Raw genomic sequence first — 17,976 nt, 5'->3', positions numbered from 1 at the left:
CATTATTTTTTTTCCTTTCTCGTAGTTATTTCTAATGATGTTTCTGTTTTTTCTAAATAATATTTTAATAATGAACCATATTTTTTAGTAACTTCAACAACAGTAGTATCATCAATAATTTGACCATCCTTTAAAAAAATAATACGTTTACATAAAGCTTGTATTTCATCTAAGTTATGACTAACTAAAATTAAAGTAATGTTATTCAAACTAATTTGTTCTTGTAAAAAATTAATAATATCAATTCTTGTTTTAACATCTAAACCAGTTGAAATCTCATCACCAATATAAATTTTTGGTTGATGAAATAATGATAAAAATAAATTAACTCTTTGTCTTTGACCACCCGATAAACTATTTACTTTACGTTTGTATAATTCTTTTAATTGAAACTTATCTAACATACTATTAAAAATTTCGGGTTTTATTTTATCTAAATAAATTTTATGATAAAAATTTATTAATTCTTTAACTGTTATAAAGTTAGGATAAACTTGATCTTGAAAATTTATTCCAACAACATATGGAATATCTTTTTTATTAAAGTTATATTCAATTTCTCCTGTACTTGTATTTTTAGTATTACTAATAATCTCACATAATGTGGTTTTACCAGCACCATTAGCAGCAAAAATAGCAACAGAACTACCACTCTCAATTTCTAAATTAATAGGTCCCAGTACAACATTACCATTATATGACTTAGTAATATTTTTAACCTTAATTACTTTCATAATTGCTTCCTTTCATATTATTTTAAACTTTATAAATAAGTATAGCATTAAAAAAATATAATTTTATATCATAACAGCCAACATTTTTTAATTAAAATCTTTTTTTAATATATTTAATTTTAAGTAACATTTAAAATGTTACTTAAAATTTTTATTTGAATACAAAATGCCTTCAGTTCCTGCAGCATATAAAGTGTTTTCTGAATTAATTGTTAAGGCAAGAATATGTTCATTATCATTATCTATTCCTAACATATTGTAAAAAGTAGATGATTTTTTTACTTTTTTATATATTTGATTTGAATCAACACCAGCAAACAAAACACCATCTCTATCAATAATTAATCGTTTAATTTCATGACCTGTATTTAAAATTTTAGAATACATTCCACTATTAATTTGATAAATATTACCATTATCAGAACCAGCAAAAATAGTTCCAATAGTATCTATGACTAAACTTTTTATTGATCCAGCATCATTTTGTTCTTTAATTAATTGAAAATCATTTACACCATTACTTTTATAAATTTTACCATGATTATTAGTTCCAGCAAAAACAGAACCATCTTCACCTATTGCTAAACTATTAATATAATCATGTGTTCCTAACATATGATTAACGTTACTATTTTTATCAATGCTATATACACCATCATCATTTCCAACATAAACAATGCCGGTTTTTTTATTAACTGCTAAAGTTCATATTCAATTTGTTGAATCTGGCAATAAAATTTTTTCAAATTTATGTATTCCATCACTTTTATAAACAGAACCAGTGGAATGGCAACCCTTTTTAGGACTATTTTTTGGTAGACATTTGTTTTTGATAATTAACTGGAGTTAATTAGTTTAAAGTGCCGTGAATTCTTATGTTGTTATATCAATTGATGTAATCAAATAATTCTAATTTTAATTGGATTAATGATGTAAAATTTTTATCATTAATAAATTCGGTTTTGAAAGTTTTAAAGGTTGCTTCAGCAACAGCGTTATCATAAGGACAACCTTTTTTGCTTAAAGAGCGATTAATATTGAATGCTAGTAAAAGTTTATCAATAATTTTACGGACTTCTCCCCACATGTACTTGTGGAGGGAATAATGAAACTGAATGAATTCAAAAATGCTTTTCAAACTGAACAGCAATGTCTTGCATATATAGCAAATTTGAAAGAAAACAAATGTATTAGGTGTTTTAGTTTTAATTTGAATACTTCTGATTTAAAAAGAATGAGATGTTTAAAATGTAATCAAACATTTAGCATTCTCACAGGCACCATATTTTCAAGGTCACAAACATCTTTAACATCTTGGTTTTATCTTATCTTTAGATGAATAAACACCAAACATGGAATTCCATCAACAGATATTGCAAAAGAATTGGGAGTGACTTTGAAAACTGCTTGAATAATGACTCATAAAATCAGAACACGTATTGCAAAACAAAAACCTCAATTTATTGTTGAAGGTACAGTGCAAATTGATGAAATGTATCTTTCACATATGGGTTTTAAAAAACAAGGAAGATCCTTGGTGAATAAAACCTTGATTGTTGGCATTTATCAAAAAACAACCAATAATTTAATTGTGAAAGTATTGAAAAACGCAAAGAGTAAAAATCTTTTGCAGTTTGCAAAAAACCACATTTCTTCAAAATGTCTTGTATATACTGATTCTTGAAAAGGATATTGCGATTTTAAATCAGTTTTCACTAAGCATGAAACAGTTAACCATCAAGATGGCTATGTTTCAAAAATTGGTGTAAATACCAACCAAATTGAATCAGTTTGAAAACATATAAGAAGAACATTTAAAACACATATCAAAGTTGCAAAACATCATGTTCATTTATATGCTAAAGAAGCTGCATATAAATTCAACAAGATACCTAGTTTTGAAACTGTAATGCTATGTTTGATTTAAAAATGTGGGGAGAAGTCCGTAGATAGGCTTTTCTCAGCATTTATGTGATAAAATTAAAATAGTACATAAAGGGAGAAAAGCCTAATTTTATTATTAAATTCATTACCGCGATCACTATGAAATATTTGAATATCTTTTAAACAGCGATTTGAGTGCATAAATGCTTGATATACTAATGATGCATCTTTTTTAGTACCTACACTATGTCCAATTATTTCGCGGTTAAATAGGTCAATTAATAAACAAATATAGTTTCACTTACCATTTACTTGAACATAAGTTAAATCACTAACAATAACTTCATTTTTAACTCTATTATTAAAGTTTCTATTAACAAGATTGGTTATTTGACTATCATTGACTTTATTATGATAATTTTTGAATGATAATTTAGTGTATTTTGATATTAAATTATGTTTATTCATAATTTCTTTAATTTTTCGTCTTGATAAATAAATTTCTTGGTTTTCTAGAATGACTTTTAATCTTCTAGTACCATAAACTTCTTTATTTTTTTTAAAAGCACTAATAACAGCTTGTTCATAAATATTATTTTGAATTTTATTTTTTTTCTTTAAATTAAAATAATATGTTGATTTAGAGAGTTTTAAAAAATGACACATTGTGCGAATTTTATATTTAGATTTATTATTTGCAATAATCTCTACTTTCTGCCTATTATTAGTGCTGCTTGCTTTAAAATATCATTTTCCATTCTTAATTGTTTTAATTCTTTTCTTAATTTAATTAATTCATTTTCTTCAACAGAACGATTATCTTTAGTTTTAAAACTACCTGAATTAGTAAATTGCTTAATTCAATTGTAAGTAGCTGCTCTTGTAACATTATATTATTTAACAAGGCAAGATACTGATTTGCCACTTTGATATAAAGCTACTATTTGTTTTTTAAATTCATCGGTATATGAGTTAATATTGGCCATAATTATAGTTCCTTTCTTTGTTCACTTGTCTATGTAATTAGTGTCCAATAAAGTGTAACCCATCCATTATATTGCTAATGATGACTTTGGTGGACCTTCTGTTGTAGTTGTAGTAGTGATTGGAGTTGGTGTTGTTGGAATAATTGGAGTAATATTATTTTCTGTTCATTTACTATAATTTGCTAAACCAATAGTCCCTAATCCTAGTAATATTTTTTTACCACTATTAATTAATTTAGTTTTAGTATTTGGTCTTTGATTTAAATTTCAAATATCTAAACCTAATTTTTTACCAAATAATAAACTATTAATTGAACCTAATACTGGATTTACAATTACTTGACCATAATAAGCACTTGTACCAATCATTGCACAAATTGGACTTATACCAGTTCTAATTAATTTAGTTAAAGTATAATTTGATTGTGTATTTTCGTTTGGCATTTTAATCTCCTTTATTTGTTTTTATTAGTTCTCTTATAACATCTAGTAAATAATCTACTACATAATAATTTAATTCAAATTCATAATTTCTAATTTTAATTTTTTCCTTCTGCATTTGTTTATTCTCCTTTAATTTTCTAATTTTTTAATTGTTACTTTAATTCAACCTTGATAAACATCATTATCACCAACTATTAATGCAACATTACTTTCCTGGTCAGAAACAATTATGTGTTTTGATTTAACATTTGGATATTGTCTTAAAATAATTGCTCTAATATCATTACTGGTATGAATTGCTTTTGGAAATGGTGATAATATTTCAATTTCATCTTTATTTTCAAATAAAGTAGGTAATATAATCATTAGTCAAATTCTCCATTTTCAATTCTTTCTTTTAAAGAAAAGACATATTCTGTATAAGTTCTATGTGGATTTTTATCATTTATAATTTCATCGATATCTAAAATTAATTTCGGACTTCTCCCCACATGTACTTGTGGAGGGAATAATGAAACTGAATGAATTCAACAATGCTTTTCAAAATGAACAGCAATGTCTTGCATATATAGCAAATTTGAAAGAAAACAAATGTATTAGGTGTTTTAGTTTTAATTTGAATACTTATGATTTAAAAAGAATGAGATGTTTAAAATGTAATCAAACATTTAGCATTCTCACAGGCACCATATTTTCAAGGTCACAAACATCTTTAACATCTTGGTTTTATCTTATCTTTAGATGAATAAACACCAAACATGGAATTCCATCAACAGATATTGCAAAAGAATTGGGAGTGACTTTGAAAACTGCTTGAAGAATGACTCATAAAATCAGAACACGTATTGCAAAACAAAAACCTCAATTTATTGTTGAAGGTACAGTGCAAATTGATGAAATGTATCTTTCACATATGGGTTTTAAAAAACAAGGAAGATCCTTGGTGAATAAAACCTTGATTGTTGGCATTTATCAAAAAACAACCAATAATTTAATTGTGAAAGTATTGAAAAAAGCAAAGAGTAAAAATCTTTTGCAGTTTGCAAAAAACCACATTTCTTCAAAATGTCTTGTATATACTGATTCTTGAAAAGGATATTGCGATTTTAAATCAGTTTTCACTAAGCATGAAACAGTTAACCATCAAGATGGCTATGTTTCAAAAATTGGTGTAAATACCAACCAAATTGAATCAGTTTGAAAAAATATAAGAAGAACATTTAAAACACATATCAAAGTTGCAAAACATCATGTTCATTTATATGCTAAAGAAGCTGCATATAAATTCAACAAGATACCTAGTTTTGAAAATGTAATTCTATGTTTGATTTAAAAATGTGGGGAGAAGTCCGTAGATAGGCTTTTCTCAGCATTTATGTGATAAAATTAAAATAGTACATAAAGGGAGAAAAGCCAAATAAATTATGAAATTTTAAAAAACATTGAGGCATTCGATTCAATATTTATTTAATTTGTGTTAAACAAATTAATATTTTAATTGAACCGGCACCGCTCAATTTTTTTTACAAGTTTGAAATTTATTTTCTCGCCCAAAAATTTTTTCAAAAAAATAAAAAATAAAACCAACACTTGCTCACTGGGGAGTGGCAATGTTGGTTAAATAAAGAATAGAATTAATACAATAGGTCCCTACAACAGGTCTATATATACTAGTTTCCAATTCGCTCCCACCCCAAGAATTACCATTAATGGTTAGTATAATTTATTAGGTATCACTCCACTTTTTATTTATCCATGCAAGTCCACATGCTCTAGCTACTATTTTTAACAACTGTGTTGTAGTTCACTTTTTTAGTTCCCTAACACGTGTTGATAATAGCGTTAAAGAAGATTATTAATTATTAACTTTCTCCTACTTGGTCACTGCGTGTAGTAGATATTTAAAGGATGTTAATAATAAAAATTTTAAAATTTTACAATTACACAAAAAAAGACAAGATTTTTATTCTCGTCTTTTGTCATTTATTTTTAATTTAAGGGTTTAAAAAAGAAATGAGCTATTTTTAAAACTTTTTAGTTATCGACATCTTCGACACGCTCCCTAAAAAATAAAAGAAAAGTATTTCTTTCTTTTATTAGTATTCTTTATTTATATATTTCAAAAGATAAAATAACTTTATTTTTTATTATCTAAAGCATTATTTTTCTTTAAAGTTTTTAAAGTACGAGCACTAATCATTAAAGTTTTTCCACCAATTTTTACTGGTTGTAAGTTTGGATTTCATTTTCTTCTAGAAGAGTTCATCGCATGCGAACGGTTATTACCAGCTAGTGGACCAATACCACTTAAAGCACATTTTCTTGCCATAGTTATTTTCTCCTTATTAATGTTTTAACTAATAAATAATACCATATTTATTTATTTATTTTAAAAAAAATTAAAATTTATTTGTAAAAAATTGAATATTTACTAGGTCATTATTTTAATAAGAAAAATTTAAATTATATATTTTTTTTTAAAAAATAAAAAATATGTTATAAATAAAATATATTATACAAATTTTTAAGAAATCTTGGAGGAAAAAAATGAATTGTATTATTTATGCTGTGCAAATTGATGATGAAAAAAAGATTGGTTTACATGCACGACCAATAGCCAAAATTGCAGCTGCTATTAGTAAGTATAAAAATATTGAGGTAGAAGTCATTAAATTACCTGATAATGCAGATATTACGAAGTCAGTAAAACTTACTGGTAATGAAACTAAAGTTAAAGCTAAGTCAGTTCTTAATTTTCTAGGTTTACAAGCAAAAAATTTTAGTAAAATTGCTTTTATTATTACAAAAATGGATGAAAAAGTAGAAGATAAAAAACTTGAAGAAGTTAAATCAGAAATTATTTCTTTATTAAAAGAAGAAAAATTAATAAAGTAAATGGTTTTAAAAAAAGTATTCTTTTGAATACTTTTTTTAAAACCATTTATCCTTATGATATAATTATTTACGTTCTTAAAATATTAAATTATATAAATGGAGGCATTTAATGAGCGAAATTAACAAAAATAAAGAAATAATAATTTCAGAACAAGGTTTAGAAAAGTTAAAAACTGAATTATATAAACGAATTAATGTTGAACGTGAATCAATAAAAGAACGATTAAAAGCAGCTAGGGCTGATGGCGATTTATCAGAAAATGCTGATTATACTAGTGCGCGTGAAGAGCAAGGCAAAAATGAAGCACGCATTCAAGAACTTGAAACGATTATTACTAGTGCTGTTATTCTTGAAGAACAAAAACAACGTAAAAATAGTAATATCAAAGCAGTTCGTGTTGGTAGTTGAGTAACAATTGTAAAAATTAAAGATGGTAAAATTGTTTCTGAATCAGAAGAAAAATTTAAAATTGTTGGAAGTATTGAAAGTAATCCATTTGAAGGATTAATTTCTAATGAGTGCCCATTAGCAGTATCAATTATGAATTGTGTTGTTGGTGATATTGTTGATATTAAAGGTATTAAAGAAACATATAGGGTAAAAATTATAGAAGTAAAAAATCAATTATAAATAATTAAAAATGATCACTAATAAATAGTGATCATTTTTAATTATTTATAATTGAACAGAATGATAATTATAAGTTTTGTTTTCTTTAGTATCTAAATTACTTTGTTGTTTGATTTTTTCAAAATTATTATCTGGGATTTTTAAGCAATTATTTAGTAATTCTTTTATGTTAGAATTTTCAATATTAAAGTTTTCACATATTTCTTTTAAAGAAAGTTTAGTTTCAAAGTATGTTTCATCATTTTTAATAGTTATACCTTCTTTAATAATTTTATTTTTTAAGTCATTAATTTCAGTTATATATGATGAATTTGGTAATTTTTTTTGATTAATTTCAAATTTTGGTAAATTAAAAGTTGCTGTTATTACTCATGGGATATCTATTTTTTAGATGCAACTGCATTATGGTAAGCATTTTTTAAAAATTCTTTTAATTCTTTAAAAAAAATGGTTGCTTTTGAACTATTGTAAATTGAGTGTTGAACATTAATTAGATCTTTTTGATTATAATCAATCATTATTTCTAAATTTAAACGTTTACTTTTTAATTTAAAAGTATTATTTTTTAATATTGTTTTTATAATTTCATATGATTTTGGCATATAAATATCATTTCTTTTTTTTAACTTATTAAATAATTATCGGACTTCTCCCCACATGTACTTGTGGAGGGAATAATGAAACTGAATTAATTCAAAAATGCTTTTCAAAATGAACAGCAATGTCTTGCATATATAGCAAATTTGAAAGAAAACAAATGTATTAGGTGTTTTAATTTTAATTTGAATACTTCTGATTTAAAAAGAATGAGATGTTTAAAATGTAATCAAACATTTAGCATTCTCACAGGCACCATATTTTCAAGGTCACAAACATCTTTAACATCTTGTTTTTATCTTATCTTTAGATGAATAAACACCAAACATGGAATTCCATCAACAGATATTGCAAAAGAATTGGGAGTGACTTTGAAAACTGCTTGAAGAATGACTAATAAAATCAGAACACGTATTGCAAAACAAAAACCTCAATTTATTGTTGAAGGTACAGTGCAAATTGATGAAATGTATCTTTCACATATGGGTTTTAAAAAACAAGGAAGATCCTTGGTGAATAAAACCTTGATTGTTGGCATTTATCAAAAAACAACCAATAATTTAATTGTGAAAGTATTGAAAAACGCAAAGAGTAAAAATCTTTTGCAGTTTGCAAAAAACCACATTTCTTCAAAATGTCTTGTATATACTGATTATTGAAAAGGATATTGCGATTTTAAATCAGTTTTCACTAAGCATGAAACAGTTAACCATCAAGATGGCTATGTTTAAAAAATTGGTGTAAATACCAACCAAATTGAATCAGTTTGAAAACATATAAGAAGAACATTTAAAACACATATCAAAGTTGCAAAACATCATGTTCATTTATATGCTAAAGAAGCTGCATATAAATTCAACAAGATACCTAGTTTTGAAACTGTAATTCTATGTTTGATTTAAAAATGTGGGGAGAAGTCCGTAGATAGGCTTTTCTCAGCATTTATGTGATAAAATTAAAATAGTACATAAAGGGAGAAAAGCCATAATTATTTAATACTAAATTAATTATATATTATGTTGGATTTTAATGTGGTAATAGGATTTTTAAATAACATTATAAGTTTAATTTAAAAAGATATTATTAAAATATTATTATTTTAGAATAATAAGTTATTTGGTGTACGAGGAAAAGGAATAACATCTCTAATATTATTAATACCAGTAATAAACATTAAAAATCTTTCTAGACCTAAACCAAAACCAGCACTTGGTGCATATCCATATTTTCTTAAATCAAAATATCATTGTAGATCATTACCTTCAATTTTGAATTGAGTTTTATTTTTTAGTAATTGTTCATAATTATCTTCACGAACAGAACCACCAATTAATTCACCAATCCCTGGCACTAATAAATCCATAGCTGCCACTGTTTTTTGTTGTGGATGATTACTATCAATTGGATTAAGTTTCATGTAAAAAGCTTTGATGGTTTGTGGATAGTTAATAACAAAAGTTGGTTGTTTAGTTATTTCTTCACATAAATATCTTTCATGTTCTGATTGTAAATCAATTCCTCATTTAATTTCATTAAATTCAAATTTTTTTCCTTTTTTTTGTGCATTTAAAAGTAATTCAATGACTTCTGTATAAGTAATAACTTTAAAATCAGATTTAAAATCGGCAATTTTTTCTAATTTTTCAATTAGTGATTGTTCATTTTTAGTTTCTTGTTTTTGTTCTAAGAATTTTAATTCAGAATTACAATTATTTAGAACATCTCTAATAACATTTTTTATTAGTTTTTGGGCTATTATAATATTATCTTGTAGATTACTAAAGGTAAATTCTGGTTCTACCATTCAAAATTCTGCTGCGTGACGTGTAGTATTAGATTTTTCAGCACGAAATGTTGGTCCAAATGTGTAAACTTTTTGTAAAGATTGAGCGTAGGCTTCAGCATTTAACTGACCACTAACAGTTAATGAGGCTTTTTTCCCAAAAAAATCCTTTTCATATTTATCATTAGTTATAGTAGTAACAATAAAATTTTCACCAGCACCTTCAGCATCATTAGCTGTAATAAGAGGACTATGTAGGTAAATAAATTGATTATCATGGAAAAATTTATGAATAGATCATGATACTTGATCACGAATTCTAAATAATGACAAGAAAGTATTAGTACGAACACGTAAGTGTGCGTGTTCACGAAGAAATTCATTTGTATGTTCTTTTTTTTGGATTGGATAATCATTAGCGCATATGTTGTAGACAGTAGCAGTAATTACTTTTAGTTCAAATGGTTGTTTTGCATTTGGTGTTAAAATTAAATTACCAGTAATAGTAACAGCACTACCAGTAGTAACATTAGTTAAATTGTTATTACTTTCTAAATTTGGATCATATACTACTTGTAAGTTATTAATTGAAGAACCATCGTTTAAATCTAAAAACCCAACTTTTTTACTATTTCGATTAGAACGAACCCAACCGTTAACAGTTACTTGTGTTGGTATTTTTTTAGTTTTATCGTTACTATTAATAAATAAATTATTAATTGTGTAAATCATTATTGTTCCTCCTATTTATTTTTATATAATAAAAAAACGGACTTCTCCCCACATGTACTTGTGGAGGGAATAATGAAACTGAATGAATTCAACAATGCTTTTCAAACTGAACAGCAATGTCTTGCATATATAGCAAATTTGAAAGAAAACAAATGTATTAGGTGTTTTAATTTTAATTTGAATACTTCTGATTTAAAAAGAATGAGATGTTTAAAATGTAATCAAACATTTAGCATTCTCACAGGCACCATATTTTCAAGGTCACAAACATCTTTAACATCTTGGTTTTATCTTATCTTTAGATGAATAAACACCAAACATGGAATTCCATCAACAGATATTGCAAAAGAATTGGGAGTGACTTTGAAAACTGCTTGAAGAATGACTCATAAAATCAGAACACGTATTGCAAAACAAAAACCTCAATTTATTGTTGAAGGTACAGTGCAAATTGATGAAATGTATCTTTCACATATGGGTTTTAAAAAACAAGGAAGATCCTTGGTGAATAAAACCTTGATTGTTGGCATTTATCAAAAAACAACCAATAATTTAATTGTGAAAGTATTGAAAAACGCAAAGAGTAAAAATCTTTTGCAGTTTGCAAAAAACCACATTTCTTCAAAATGTCTTGTATATACTGATTCTTGAAAAGGATATTGCGATTTTAAATCAGTTTTCACTAAGCATGAAACAGTTAACCATCAAGATGGCTATGTTTCAAAAATTGGTGTAAATACCAACCAAATTGAATCAGTTTGAAAACATATAAGAAGAACATTTAAAACACATATCAAAGTTGCAAAACATCATGTTCATTTATATGCTAAAGAAGCTGCATATAAATTCAACAAGATACCTAGTTTTGAAACTGTAATTCTATGTTTGATTTAAAAATGTGGGGAGAAGTCCGTAGATAGGCTTTTCTCAGCATTTATGTGATAAAATTAAAATAGTACATAAAGGGAGAAAAGCCTAAATAAATTATATATTAACTATTATCTTAGTAGGGAATTATTTATGATTTTTTTCATTAATATTTGGGATAAATTTTATTTTTAGTTAGTATAAAATTTGAAATTCAATTTTAAGTTAATGTTATAATATTACTTATAGTAAAGGGGGTTTATTATGGGCAAATTTTTAAAGTTAATTACTAATGGCTTTATGATAGGTGTTAGTGAACCATGATGTAATAATGAAGGAGTTGCAGTTTTACCTTTTGTATATAAATATAGGCTTTTCTCCCTTTATGTACTATTTTAATTTTATCACATAAATGCTGAGAAAAGCCTATCTACGGACTTCTCCCCACATTTTTAAATCAAACATAGAATTACAGTTTCAAAACTAGGTATCTTGTTGAATTTATATGCAGCTTCTTTAGCATATAAATGAACATGATGTTTTGCAACTTTGATATGTGTTTTAAATGTTCTTCTTATATGTTTTCAAACTGATTCAATTTGGTTGGTATTTACACCAATTTTTGAAACATAGCCATCTTGATGGTTAACTGTTTCATGCTTAGTGAAAACTGATTTAAAATCGCAATATCCTTTTCAAGAATCAGTATATACAAGACATTTTGAAGAAATGTGGTTTTTTGCAAACTGCAAAAGATTTTTACTCTTTGCGTTTTTCAATACTTTCACAATTAAATTATTGGTTGTTTTTTGATAAATGCCAACAATCAAGGTTTTATTCACCAAGGATCTTCCTTGTTTTTTAAAACCCATATGTGAAAGATACATTTCATCAATTTGCACTGTACCTTCAACAATAAATTGAGGTTTTTGTTTTGCAATACGTGTTCTGATTTTATGAGTCATTCTTCAAGCAGTTTTCAAAGTCACTCCCAATTCTTTTGCAATATCTGTTGATGGAATTCCATGTTTGGTGTTTATTCATCTAAAGATAAGATAAAACCAAGATGTTAAAGATGTTTGTGACCTTGAAAATATGGTGCCTGTGAGAATGCTAAATGTTTGATTACATTTTAAACATCTCATTCTTTTTAAATCAGAAGTATTCAAATTAAAATTAAAACACCTAATACATTTGTTTTCTTTCAAATTTGCTATATATGCAAGACATTGCTGTTCAGTTTGAAAAGCATTGTTGAATTCATTCAGTTTCATTATTCCCTCCACAAGTACATGTGGGGAGAAGTCCGTAAATATAATCAATATTGATTTTTATTAATGAAAGAGGGAGCGTGTCGAAGATGTCGATAACTAATCATTTTCAAAAATAAAAACTTTCTTTTTTTACCCTTGAATTAAAAATAAATGACAAAAGACAAGATTATTTCTTGCCTTTTTCCTTAATAACTTTGTTAATAATTTTTATTTTATTTTTTAAATGTATATTTTTTAAAATACGTCAAATATAAATTTAAATTTAAGGGTTAAAGAAAGTAATTTTGTCTAATTTTCATTATTTTTCAAATAATTCATTTTTGGAAATAAGTTACTAATATGATAATTAATTATTTCGTAACTTTGACAACCGCCCATATAATTTTTTTAAAAATATTGCAACTAAAATACTTATAATTAAATTTAGTAAGTGCTAAACTTATGAAATAAAGTTAAGGAGAATTTAAAAATGAAAATTAAAACACTTAAAAAATTACAGTTAATAACTGTATCATTATTTATTTTAACTATTTTAACTTTAATTATAGGATTGTGATTAATAGGTTTATTTCATGGAAAAGAAGTAGTAATCTCGAAAGATATTTCTTTACATAAAATTTTAAAAAAAATATTTAAATATAATGGTTTTATATTATGAAGTAAATATAGTTTATATTATATTTTAAGTAATAATAATATTTCTCTTAAAAATTTTGGAAACTATTATACTGTTCATAATTATTATCATTATTCTTTATTACAATTTAAAATTGGAATTATTTTTTGTGAGATTTTAGTACCAATTTTAATATTTATAACTATATTATTAATTTTATGAATAGTTTATTTAAAAATAAAAATGGCTTTTCTCCCTTTATGTACTATTTTAATTTTATCACATAAATGCTGAGAAAAGCCTATCTACGGACTTCTCCCCACATTTTTAAATCAAACATAGAATTACAGTTTCAAAACTAGGTATCTTGTTGAATTTATATGCAGCTTCTTTAGCATATAAATGAACATGATGTTTTGCAACTTTGATATGTGTTTTAAATGTTCTTCTTATATGTTTTCAAACTGATTCAATTTGGTTGGTATTTACACCAATTTTTGAAACATAGCCATCTTGATGGTTAACTGTTTCATGCTTAGTGAAAACTGATTTAAAATCGCAATATCCTTTTCAAGAATCAGTATATACAAGACATTTTGAAGAAATGTGGTTTTTTGCAAACTGCAAAAGATTTTTACTCTTTGCGTTTTTCAATACTTTCACAATTAAATTATTGGTTGTTTTTTGATAAATGCCAACAATCAAATTTTTATTCACCAAGGATCTTCCTTGTTTTTTAAAACCCATATGTGAAAGATACATTTCATCAATTTGCACTGTACCTTCAACAATAAATTGAGGTTTTTGTGCAATACGTGTTCTGATTTTATGAGTCATTCTTCAAGCAGTTTTCAAAGTCACTCCCAATTCTTTTGCAATATCTGTTGATGGAATTCCATGTTTGGTTTTTATTCATCTAAAGATAAGATAAAACCAAGATGTTAAAGATGTTTGTGACCTTGAAAATATGGTGCCTGTGAGAATGCTAAATGTTTGATTACATTTTAAACATCTCATTCTTTTTAAATCAGAAGTATTCAAATTAAAAATAAAACACCTAATACATTTGTTTTCTTTCAAATTTGCTATATATGCAAGACATTGCTGTTCAGTTTGAAAAGCATTGTTGAATTCATTCAGTTTCATTATTCCCTCCACAAGTACATGTGGGGAGAAGTCCGATAAAAATTAAAAATAAAAATTTTTGAGACTTTATTTCAAATTGTGAAATAATCAATAATTACTACATTCATTAAAACTATGTTTCTAAATTTATCTTATTACATTTAAAAATAACCATTTTAATATAAATTAAAATATTATATGTTCTATTACCAAGCATTTCTTTTAAAACATGCCAAATATTAGTTTCAGTAAAGCAACCAATATTTCATTTCTTACCTTGATTTTCAATACCTTGTTTATTATTTTTAAAATATTTTTTCTTTAATTTTTTATGATTTTCTAATTGTTTATATAAATAATCAATTAATTGTTCATAATTACCATTATTAATTAAATTTTTACAGTGATTATATTCTTTTAAATAGAGGCTTTTTAATAATCTGTGTATCTTTGTTTTACAAAGTTACTAATTTAGATTAATTCTGTCTTCAAATTTTATCATAAAATGAGCAATTGCTGTATTTCAATTTTGAATAGGCAATGTTCATTTTTTTGTTATATTTTCAATTGCCAAGTAAAATATTTTGAAAACTGCCATATCATTAGGAAAAACTTTTTTATTTCTGATGATTTTTCGTAATTGACTATTAACAGATTCAATAGCATTTGTAGTATAAATCACTCTTTTGATTTCTACTGGATAACTAATAAAAACCATTAAATTATCTCAATTTTTATATCAAGATTTAGTAATTTGAGGATATTGTTTATTTCATTTACTTTCAAACGATTCTAAAGCTTGCATTGCTTGTTCTTCACTACATGCACTATAAATTGGTTTTAAATCTGCAACTAGACCTTTTCGATGTTTGTATGAAACATATTTTAAACTATTTCTAATTTGATGAACAATGCATAATTGATGTTCTGTTTTAGGATAAACTGATTGTATTGCTTCTGACATGCCTGTTAAATTATCACTACAAGCAATAAGAATATCATTTAAGCCACGATTTTTCATTTCTGTGAAATTAGATAATCAAAACTTAGAACCTTCATTTTCACTAATTCATAATCCTAAAACATCTTTTTTGCCTTCTAAATCAACTCCTAATGTTATATAAACTGATTTGTTAATAATCCGTTTATCTTGTCGTACTTTAACTACTATACAATCAAAATAAACAATAGGATAAATACTTTCTAATGGTCGATTTTGTCATGCTTTAACATCATCAATAACATCATCAGTAATTTGACTAATAACACTTTCACTAATATCAGCACCATGATATAACTCTTGCAACTGCATTCTAATGTCAGATAATGTCATTCCTTTTGCATACAAGGAAAGAACTTGTTGATCAAAACCATCAAATCTTCTTTGCCTTTTAGGAACTATTACAGGAGTAAAATTACTATTGCGATCTCTTGGTACATCAATTTCAATTTTACCTTGTTTTGAGTTATTAATTTTTTTGAACTTGTACCATTACGAGCATTTTCAGTAGTACTATGTTGATTTTTTTCATATCCTAAATAATTTTGCATTTCAGAATTCAACATTTTTTCAACTAATCTTTTTGTTAATTCTTTATATAAACCGCCAGGTTTAAAAACTGTTGTTAAATCTTCAGTATTTTCTAGTAATAAATCTACTGCTTTTGATATTGGATCATTATTATTAAAGTTATCTTTTTTAGCCATCTGTAACTCACTCTTTCTAGTCATTTAATTATATTTACTAGAATTAATTAAACATAGTTATTTTTGTAAGTTACACAGATTACTAAATATTTCCGTCAATTCAGTTATTTTTATTTAATAGAAGTAGTTCAACCACGTGTTCTTTTAACTGCTTCTTGTCAACCCTTATAAAAAGTTTCTGCTTTTTTTTCTGTCATAATTGGTTTATATTCTTTTTCAATTTTATTTATTTTTTTAATATCATTAATATTTCAAAATCCAATTGCAAGTCCTGCTAAGTAAGCAGTACCCATTGCTGTAGTCTCAGTATTTTTAGGTTTAATTAAATTAGTACGACTAATGTCACTTTGGAATTGCATAATATATGAATTATTACTTGCTCCACCATCAACTTTAATCTTAATTTTTAAATCTTTTAAATCTTTATTTAATTTAACATCTGCTTGCATTGCCAGAATAACATCTTGTGACTGATAAGCTAATGATTCAATGGTACCTTTAACAATATGTTCACGTTTCGTACCACGTTCTAAACCAAATATAGCACCACGTGCTGTTGAATCTCAATAAGGGGCACCCAAACCAACAAAAGCAGGTACTACATAAATACGCTGTTCTTCTTTAGGATCAACAATTTGTGAATATCATAGACTTTCATCGGAACGATATAACATTCGTAATTGATCACGTAAAAACTGAACAGCAGCTCCTGCAATAAAAACTGAACCTTCTAAAGCAAAAACTGGTTCTTCGTCTGATATTTGATAAGCAATAGTGGTTAGTAAACCTTGTTTTGAAAAAAGAGGAGTATTTCCAATGTTCATTAAAATAAAACAACCAGTACCATAAGTATTTTTGATTTCACCAGGTGTTAAACATAATTGACCAAATAATGCAGCTTGTTGATCACCAATTGCAGCAGTAATAGGAATTTCTTGCTCATCATTTTGGAATAACATTCCTTTATAAGTAGTTCCAATTTTACCTGAACTGGGAACTACTTCTGGTAGCATATTTTTAGGAATATCAAATAATTCTAGTAATTCTTCATCTCATTTTTTAGTATTAATGTTGAATAACATTGTTCGTGAAGCATTTGTAATATCAATAACATGTTTAGTTTTTTCAACATTATTTTCAATACCATTTGTCATTTTATAAATTAATCAACTATCAATAGTACCAAAAGCTAGTTTTCCTTTTTTTGCTAATTCACGTGCATTTTTAACATTATCTAAAATTCATTTTATTTTAGTAGCAGAAAAATAAGAATCAATTAGTAAGCCGGTTTTTTTATGAATTTTTTCTTTTCATCCTTTTTTTGTTAACTCTTCACAGTAATCTGCTGTTCTGCGATCTTGTCAAACAATAGCGTTATAAATTGGTAAACCTGTATCACGATTTCATACTACTGTTGTTTCACGTTGATTAGTAATACCAATTGCTTCAATTTGATTAGATTTAATATTACTTTTATTTAAAGCTTGTTGCATTGTTGTTAATTGATTATTTCAAATTCCAAGTGCATCATGTTCAACTCAACCTGATTGAGGGGGGTAGTGCTGAGGTATATCAATTTGATGGATACAAGTAATTTTTCCTTCTTTATCAATAATTAAAGTACGACAACTAGATGTACCTTCATCTAATGCCATAATATATTTTTTTTCTTCTGACATATTATTTATCCTTTCTGTACTT

Annotated in this window: 23 protein-coding genes and 2 pseudogenes; 9 read left to right on the top strand and 16 right to left on the bottom strand. The window is 25.8% G+C overall.

What is annotated here, in order from left to right; all coding sequences use genetic code 4:
• Positions 1 to 2: 2 nt before the first annotated feature.
• The 3 genes and pseudogenes from AACL02_RS10130 to AACL02_RS10120 all read right to left on the bottom strand — a co-directional run.
• Positions 3 to 734 (bottom strand): ABC transporter ATP-binding protein, encoded by a 732-nt coding sequence (locus tag AACL02_RS10130; RefSeq protein WP_339041348.1) that lies wholly within the window; start codon positions 732 to 734, stop codon positions 3 to 5.
• 138 nt (positions 735 to 872) lie between these two features.
• Entirely contained in the window at positions 873 to 1,466 is a 594-nt protein-coding gene (locus AACL02_RS10125; RefSeq protein ID WP_339041346.1) for a hypothetical protein, read from the bottom strand.
• Positions 1,467 to 1,584: 118 nt separating this feature from the next.
• Positions 1,585 to 1,803 (bottom strand): annotated as a pseudogene (locus tag AACL02_RS10120) (IS3 family transposase); the annotation flags it as partial.
• Positions 1,804 to 1,839: 36 nt separating this feature from the next.
• Between AACL02_RS10120 and AACL02_RS10115 the strand changes: the two are divergent.
• Entirely contained in the window at positions 1,840 to 2,661 is an 822-nt protein-coding gene (locus tag AACL02_RS10115; RefSeq protein ID WP_339041344.1) for an IS1595 family transposase, read from the top strand.
• A 53-nt stretch (positions 2,662 to 2,714) separates the two neighbouring features.
• Here AACL02_RS10115 and AACL02_RS10110 read toward each other — a convergent pair whose 3' ends face one another.
• From AACL02_RS10110 to AACL02_RS10095, 4 genes are all read right to left on the bottom strand, one after another.
• A complete protein-coding gene (locus AACL02_RS10110; protein ID WP_339041342.1) occupies positions 2,715 to 3,284 on the bottom strand; it encodes a DDE-type integrase/transposase/recombinase in 570 nt (189 codons plus the stop codon).
• 386 nt (positions 3,285 to 3,670) lie between these two features.
• The gene (locus AACL02_RS10105; protein WP_339041340.1) at positions 3,671 to 4,048 is read right to left on the bottom strand and encodes a hypothetical protein; all 378 of its coding nucleotides are present in this window, start codon (positions 4,046 to 4,048) and stop codon (positions 3,671 to 3,673) included.
• A 129-nt stretch (positions 4,049 to 4,177) separates the two neighbouring features.
• The gene (locus tag AACL02_RS10100; RefSeq protein WP_339041338.1) at positions 4,178 to 4,414 is read right to left on the bottom strand and encodes a hypothetical protein; all 237 of its coding nucleotides are present in this window, start codon (positions 4,412 to 4,414) and stop codon (positions 4,178 to 4,180) included.
• Entirely contained in the window at positions 4,414 to 4,614 is a 201-nt protein-coding gene (locus AACL02_RS10095; protein WP_339041336.1) for a hypothetical protein, read from the bottom strand. The genes AACL02_RS10100 and AACL02_RS10095 overlap by 1 nt, the downstream gene beginning before the upstream one ends.
• Here AACL02_RS10095 and AACL02_RS10090 point away from each other — a divergent pair.
• A complete protein-coding gene (locus tag AACL02_RS10090) occupies positions 4,560 to 5,381 on the top strand; it encodes an IS1595 family transposase (protein WP_339041334.1) in 822 nt (273 codons plus the stop codon). The genes AACL02_RS10095 and AACL02_RS10090 overlap by 55 nt on opposite strands.
• 153 nt (positions 5,382 to 5,534) lie before the next feature.
• On the opposite strand, the gene AACL02_RS10085 is transcribed toward AACL02_RS10090, so the two are convergent.
• On the bottom strand, positions 5,535 to 5,729 hold the full coding sequence (locus AACL02_RS10085) for a hypothetical protein (RefSeq protein ID WP_339041332.1): 195 nt from the start codon (positions 5,727 to 5,729) through the stop codon (positions 5,535 to 5,537).
• Between the two features lie 456 nt (positions 5,730 to 6,185).
• The gene (gene rpmB / locus AACL02_RS10080) at positions 6,186 to 6,377 is read right to left on the bottom strand and encodes a 50S ribosomal protein L28 (RefSeq protein ID WP_252320665.1); all 192 of its coding nucleotides are present in this window, start codon (positions 6,375 to 6,377) and stop codon (positions 6,186 to 6,188) included.
• Positions 6,378 to 6,595: 218 nt separating this feature from the next.
• Between rpmB and AACL02_RS10075 the strand changes: the two genes are divergently transcribed.
• The 3 genes from AACL02_RS10075 (at position 6,596) to AACL02_RS10065 (ending at position 7,965) form a co-directional block, all read left to right on the top strand.
• Positions 6,596 to 6,943, top strand: coding sequence for an HPr family phosphocarrier protein (locus AACL02_RS10075; RefSeq protein WP_281749432.1), 348 nt, complete (start codon positions 6,596 to 6,598; stop codon positions 6,941 to 6,943).
• 109 nt (positions 6,944 to 7,052) lie between these two features.
• A complete protein-coding gene (greA, locus tag AACL02_RS10070) occupies positions 7,053 to 7,574 on the top strand; it encodes a transcription elongation factor GreA (RefSeq protein ID WP_338973629.1) in 522 nt (173 codons plus the stop codon).
• Positions 7,575 to 7,683: 109 nt separating this feature from the next.
• Entirely contained in the window at positions 7,684 to 7,965 is a 282-nt protein-coding gene (locus tag AACL02_RS10065; protein ID WP_339041328.1) for a hypothetical protein, read from the top strand.
• Here the strand turns inward: AACL02_RS10065 and AACL02_RS10060 are convergent.
• Positions 7,955 to 8,176 carry a hypothetical protein gene (locus AACL02_RS10060; RefSeq protein WP_339041326.1) on the bottom strand — a complete coding sequence of 74 codons (222 nt, stop codon included), beginning with the start codon at positions 8,174 to 8,176 and terminating at the stop codon, positions 7,955 to 7,957. The genes AACL02_RS10065 and AACL02_RS10060 overlap by 11 nt on opposite strands.
• 141 nt (positions 8,177 to 8,317) lie before the next feature.
• Between AACL02_RS10060 and AACL02_RS10055 the strand changes: the two genes are divergently transcribed.
• The gene (locus tag AACL02_RS10055) at positions 8,318 to 8,902 is read left to right on the top strand and encodes an IS1595 family transposase (protein ID WP_339041324.1); all 585 of its coding nucleotides are present in this window, start codon (positions 8,318 to 8,320) and stop codon (positions 8,900 to 8,902) included.
• A 368-nt stretch (positions 8,903 to 9,270) separates the two neighbouring features.
• Here the strand turns inward: AACL02_RS10055 and asnS are convergent, their stop codons facing one another.
• Together asnS and AACL02_RS10045 are read right to left on the bottom strand one after the other, a co-directional pair.
• Positions 9,271 to 10,686, bottom strand: coding sequence for an asparagine--tRNA ligase (gene asnS, locus AACL02_RS10050; RefSeq protein WP_339041322.1), 1,416 nt, complete (start codon positions 10,684 to 10,686; stop codon positions 9,271 to 9,273).
• Complete coding sequence (locus AACL02_RS10045) at positions 10,670 to 10,813, bottom strand: hypothetical protein (RefSeq protein ID WP_339041320.1); 144 nt, start codon at positions 10,811 to 10,813, stop codon at positions 10,670 to 10,672. The genes asnS and AACL02_RS10045 overlap by 17 nt, the downstream gene beginning before the upstream one ends.
• On the opposite strand from AACL02_RS10045, the gene AACL02_RS10040 reads away from it, so the two are divergent.
• Complete coding sequence (locus tag AACL02_RS10040) at positions 10,759 to 11,580, top strand: IS1595 family transposase (protein WP_281747836.1); 822 nt, start codon at positions 10,759 to 10,761, stop codon at positions 11,578 to 11,580. The genes AACL02_RS10045 and AACL02_RS10040 overlap by 55 nt on opposite strands.
• 237 nt (positions 11,581 to 11,817) lie before the next feature.
• On the top strand, positions 11,818 to 11,952 hold the full coding sequence (locus AACL02_RS10035) for a hypothetical protein (RefSeq protein ID WP_339041318.1): 135 nt from the start codon (positions 11,818 to 11,820) through the stop codon (positions 11,950 to 11,952).
• Between the two features lie 53 nt (positions 11,953 to 12,005).
• Here the strand turns inward: AACL02_RS10035 and AACL02_RS10030 are convergent, their stop codons facing one another.
• Together AACL02_RS10030 and AACL02_RS10025 are read right to left on the bottom strand one after the other, a co-directional pair.
• A complete protein-coding gene (locus AACL02_RS10030) occupies positions 12,006 to 12,518 on the bottom strand; it encodes an IS1595 family transposase (RefSeq protein WP_281749673.1) in 513 nt (170 codons plus the stop codon).
• Between the two features lie 1,252 nt (positions 12,519 to 13,770).
• A complete protein-coding gene (locus AACL02_RS10025) occupies positions 13,771 to 14,589 on the bottom strand; it encodes an IS1595 family transposase (RefSeq protein ID WP_339041316.1) in 819 nt (272 codons plus the stop codon).
• Between AACL02_RS10025 and AACL02_RS10020 the strand changes: the two genes are divergently transcribed.
• Positions 14,535 to 14,699, top strand: a complete 165-nt coding sequence (locus AACL02_RS10020; protein ID WP_339041314.1) for a hypothetical protein — start codon at positions 14,535 to 14,537, stop codon at positions 14,697 to 14,699. The two genes, AACL02_RS10025 and AACL02_RS10020, sit on opposite strands and share 55 nt — an antisense overlap.
• Positions 14,700 to 15,034: 335 nt before the next feature.
• Here the strand turns inward: AACL02_RS10020 and AACL02_RS10015 are convergent.
• Positions 15,035 to 16,275 (bottom strand): annotated as a pseudogene (locus AACL02_RS10015) (IS256 family transposase).
• 110 nt (positions 16,276 to 16,385) lie between these two features.
• On the bottom strand, positions 16,386 to 17,954 hold the full coding sequence (gene glpK / locus AACL02_RS10010; RefSeq protein ID WP_339041312.1) for a glycerol kinase GlpK: 1,569 nt from the start codon (positions 17,952 to 17,954) through the stop codon (positions 16,386 to 16,388).
• Positions 17,955 to 17,976 lie beyond the last annotated feature (22 nt).

Origin of the sequence: Spiroplasma endosymbiont of Apeira syringaria, assembly GCF_964020205.1 — a bacterium.
GTDB lineage: Bacteria > Bacillota_I > Bacilli_A > Mycoplasmatales > VBWQ01 > Spiroplasma_E > Spiroplasma_E ixodetis_A.
Note: the sequence above shows the minus strand (reverse complement) of the source record. Positions and strands in the feature narration are given on the sequence as shown.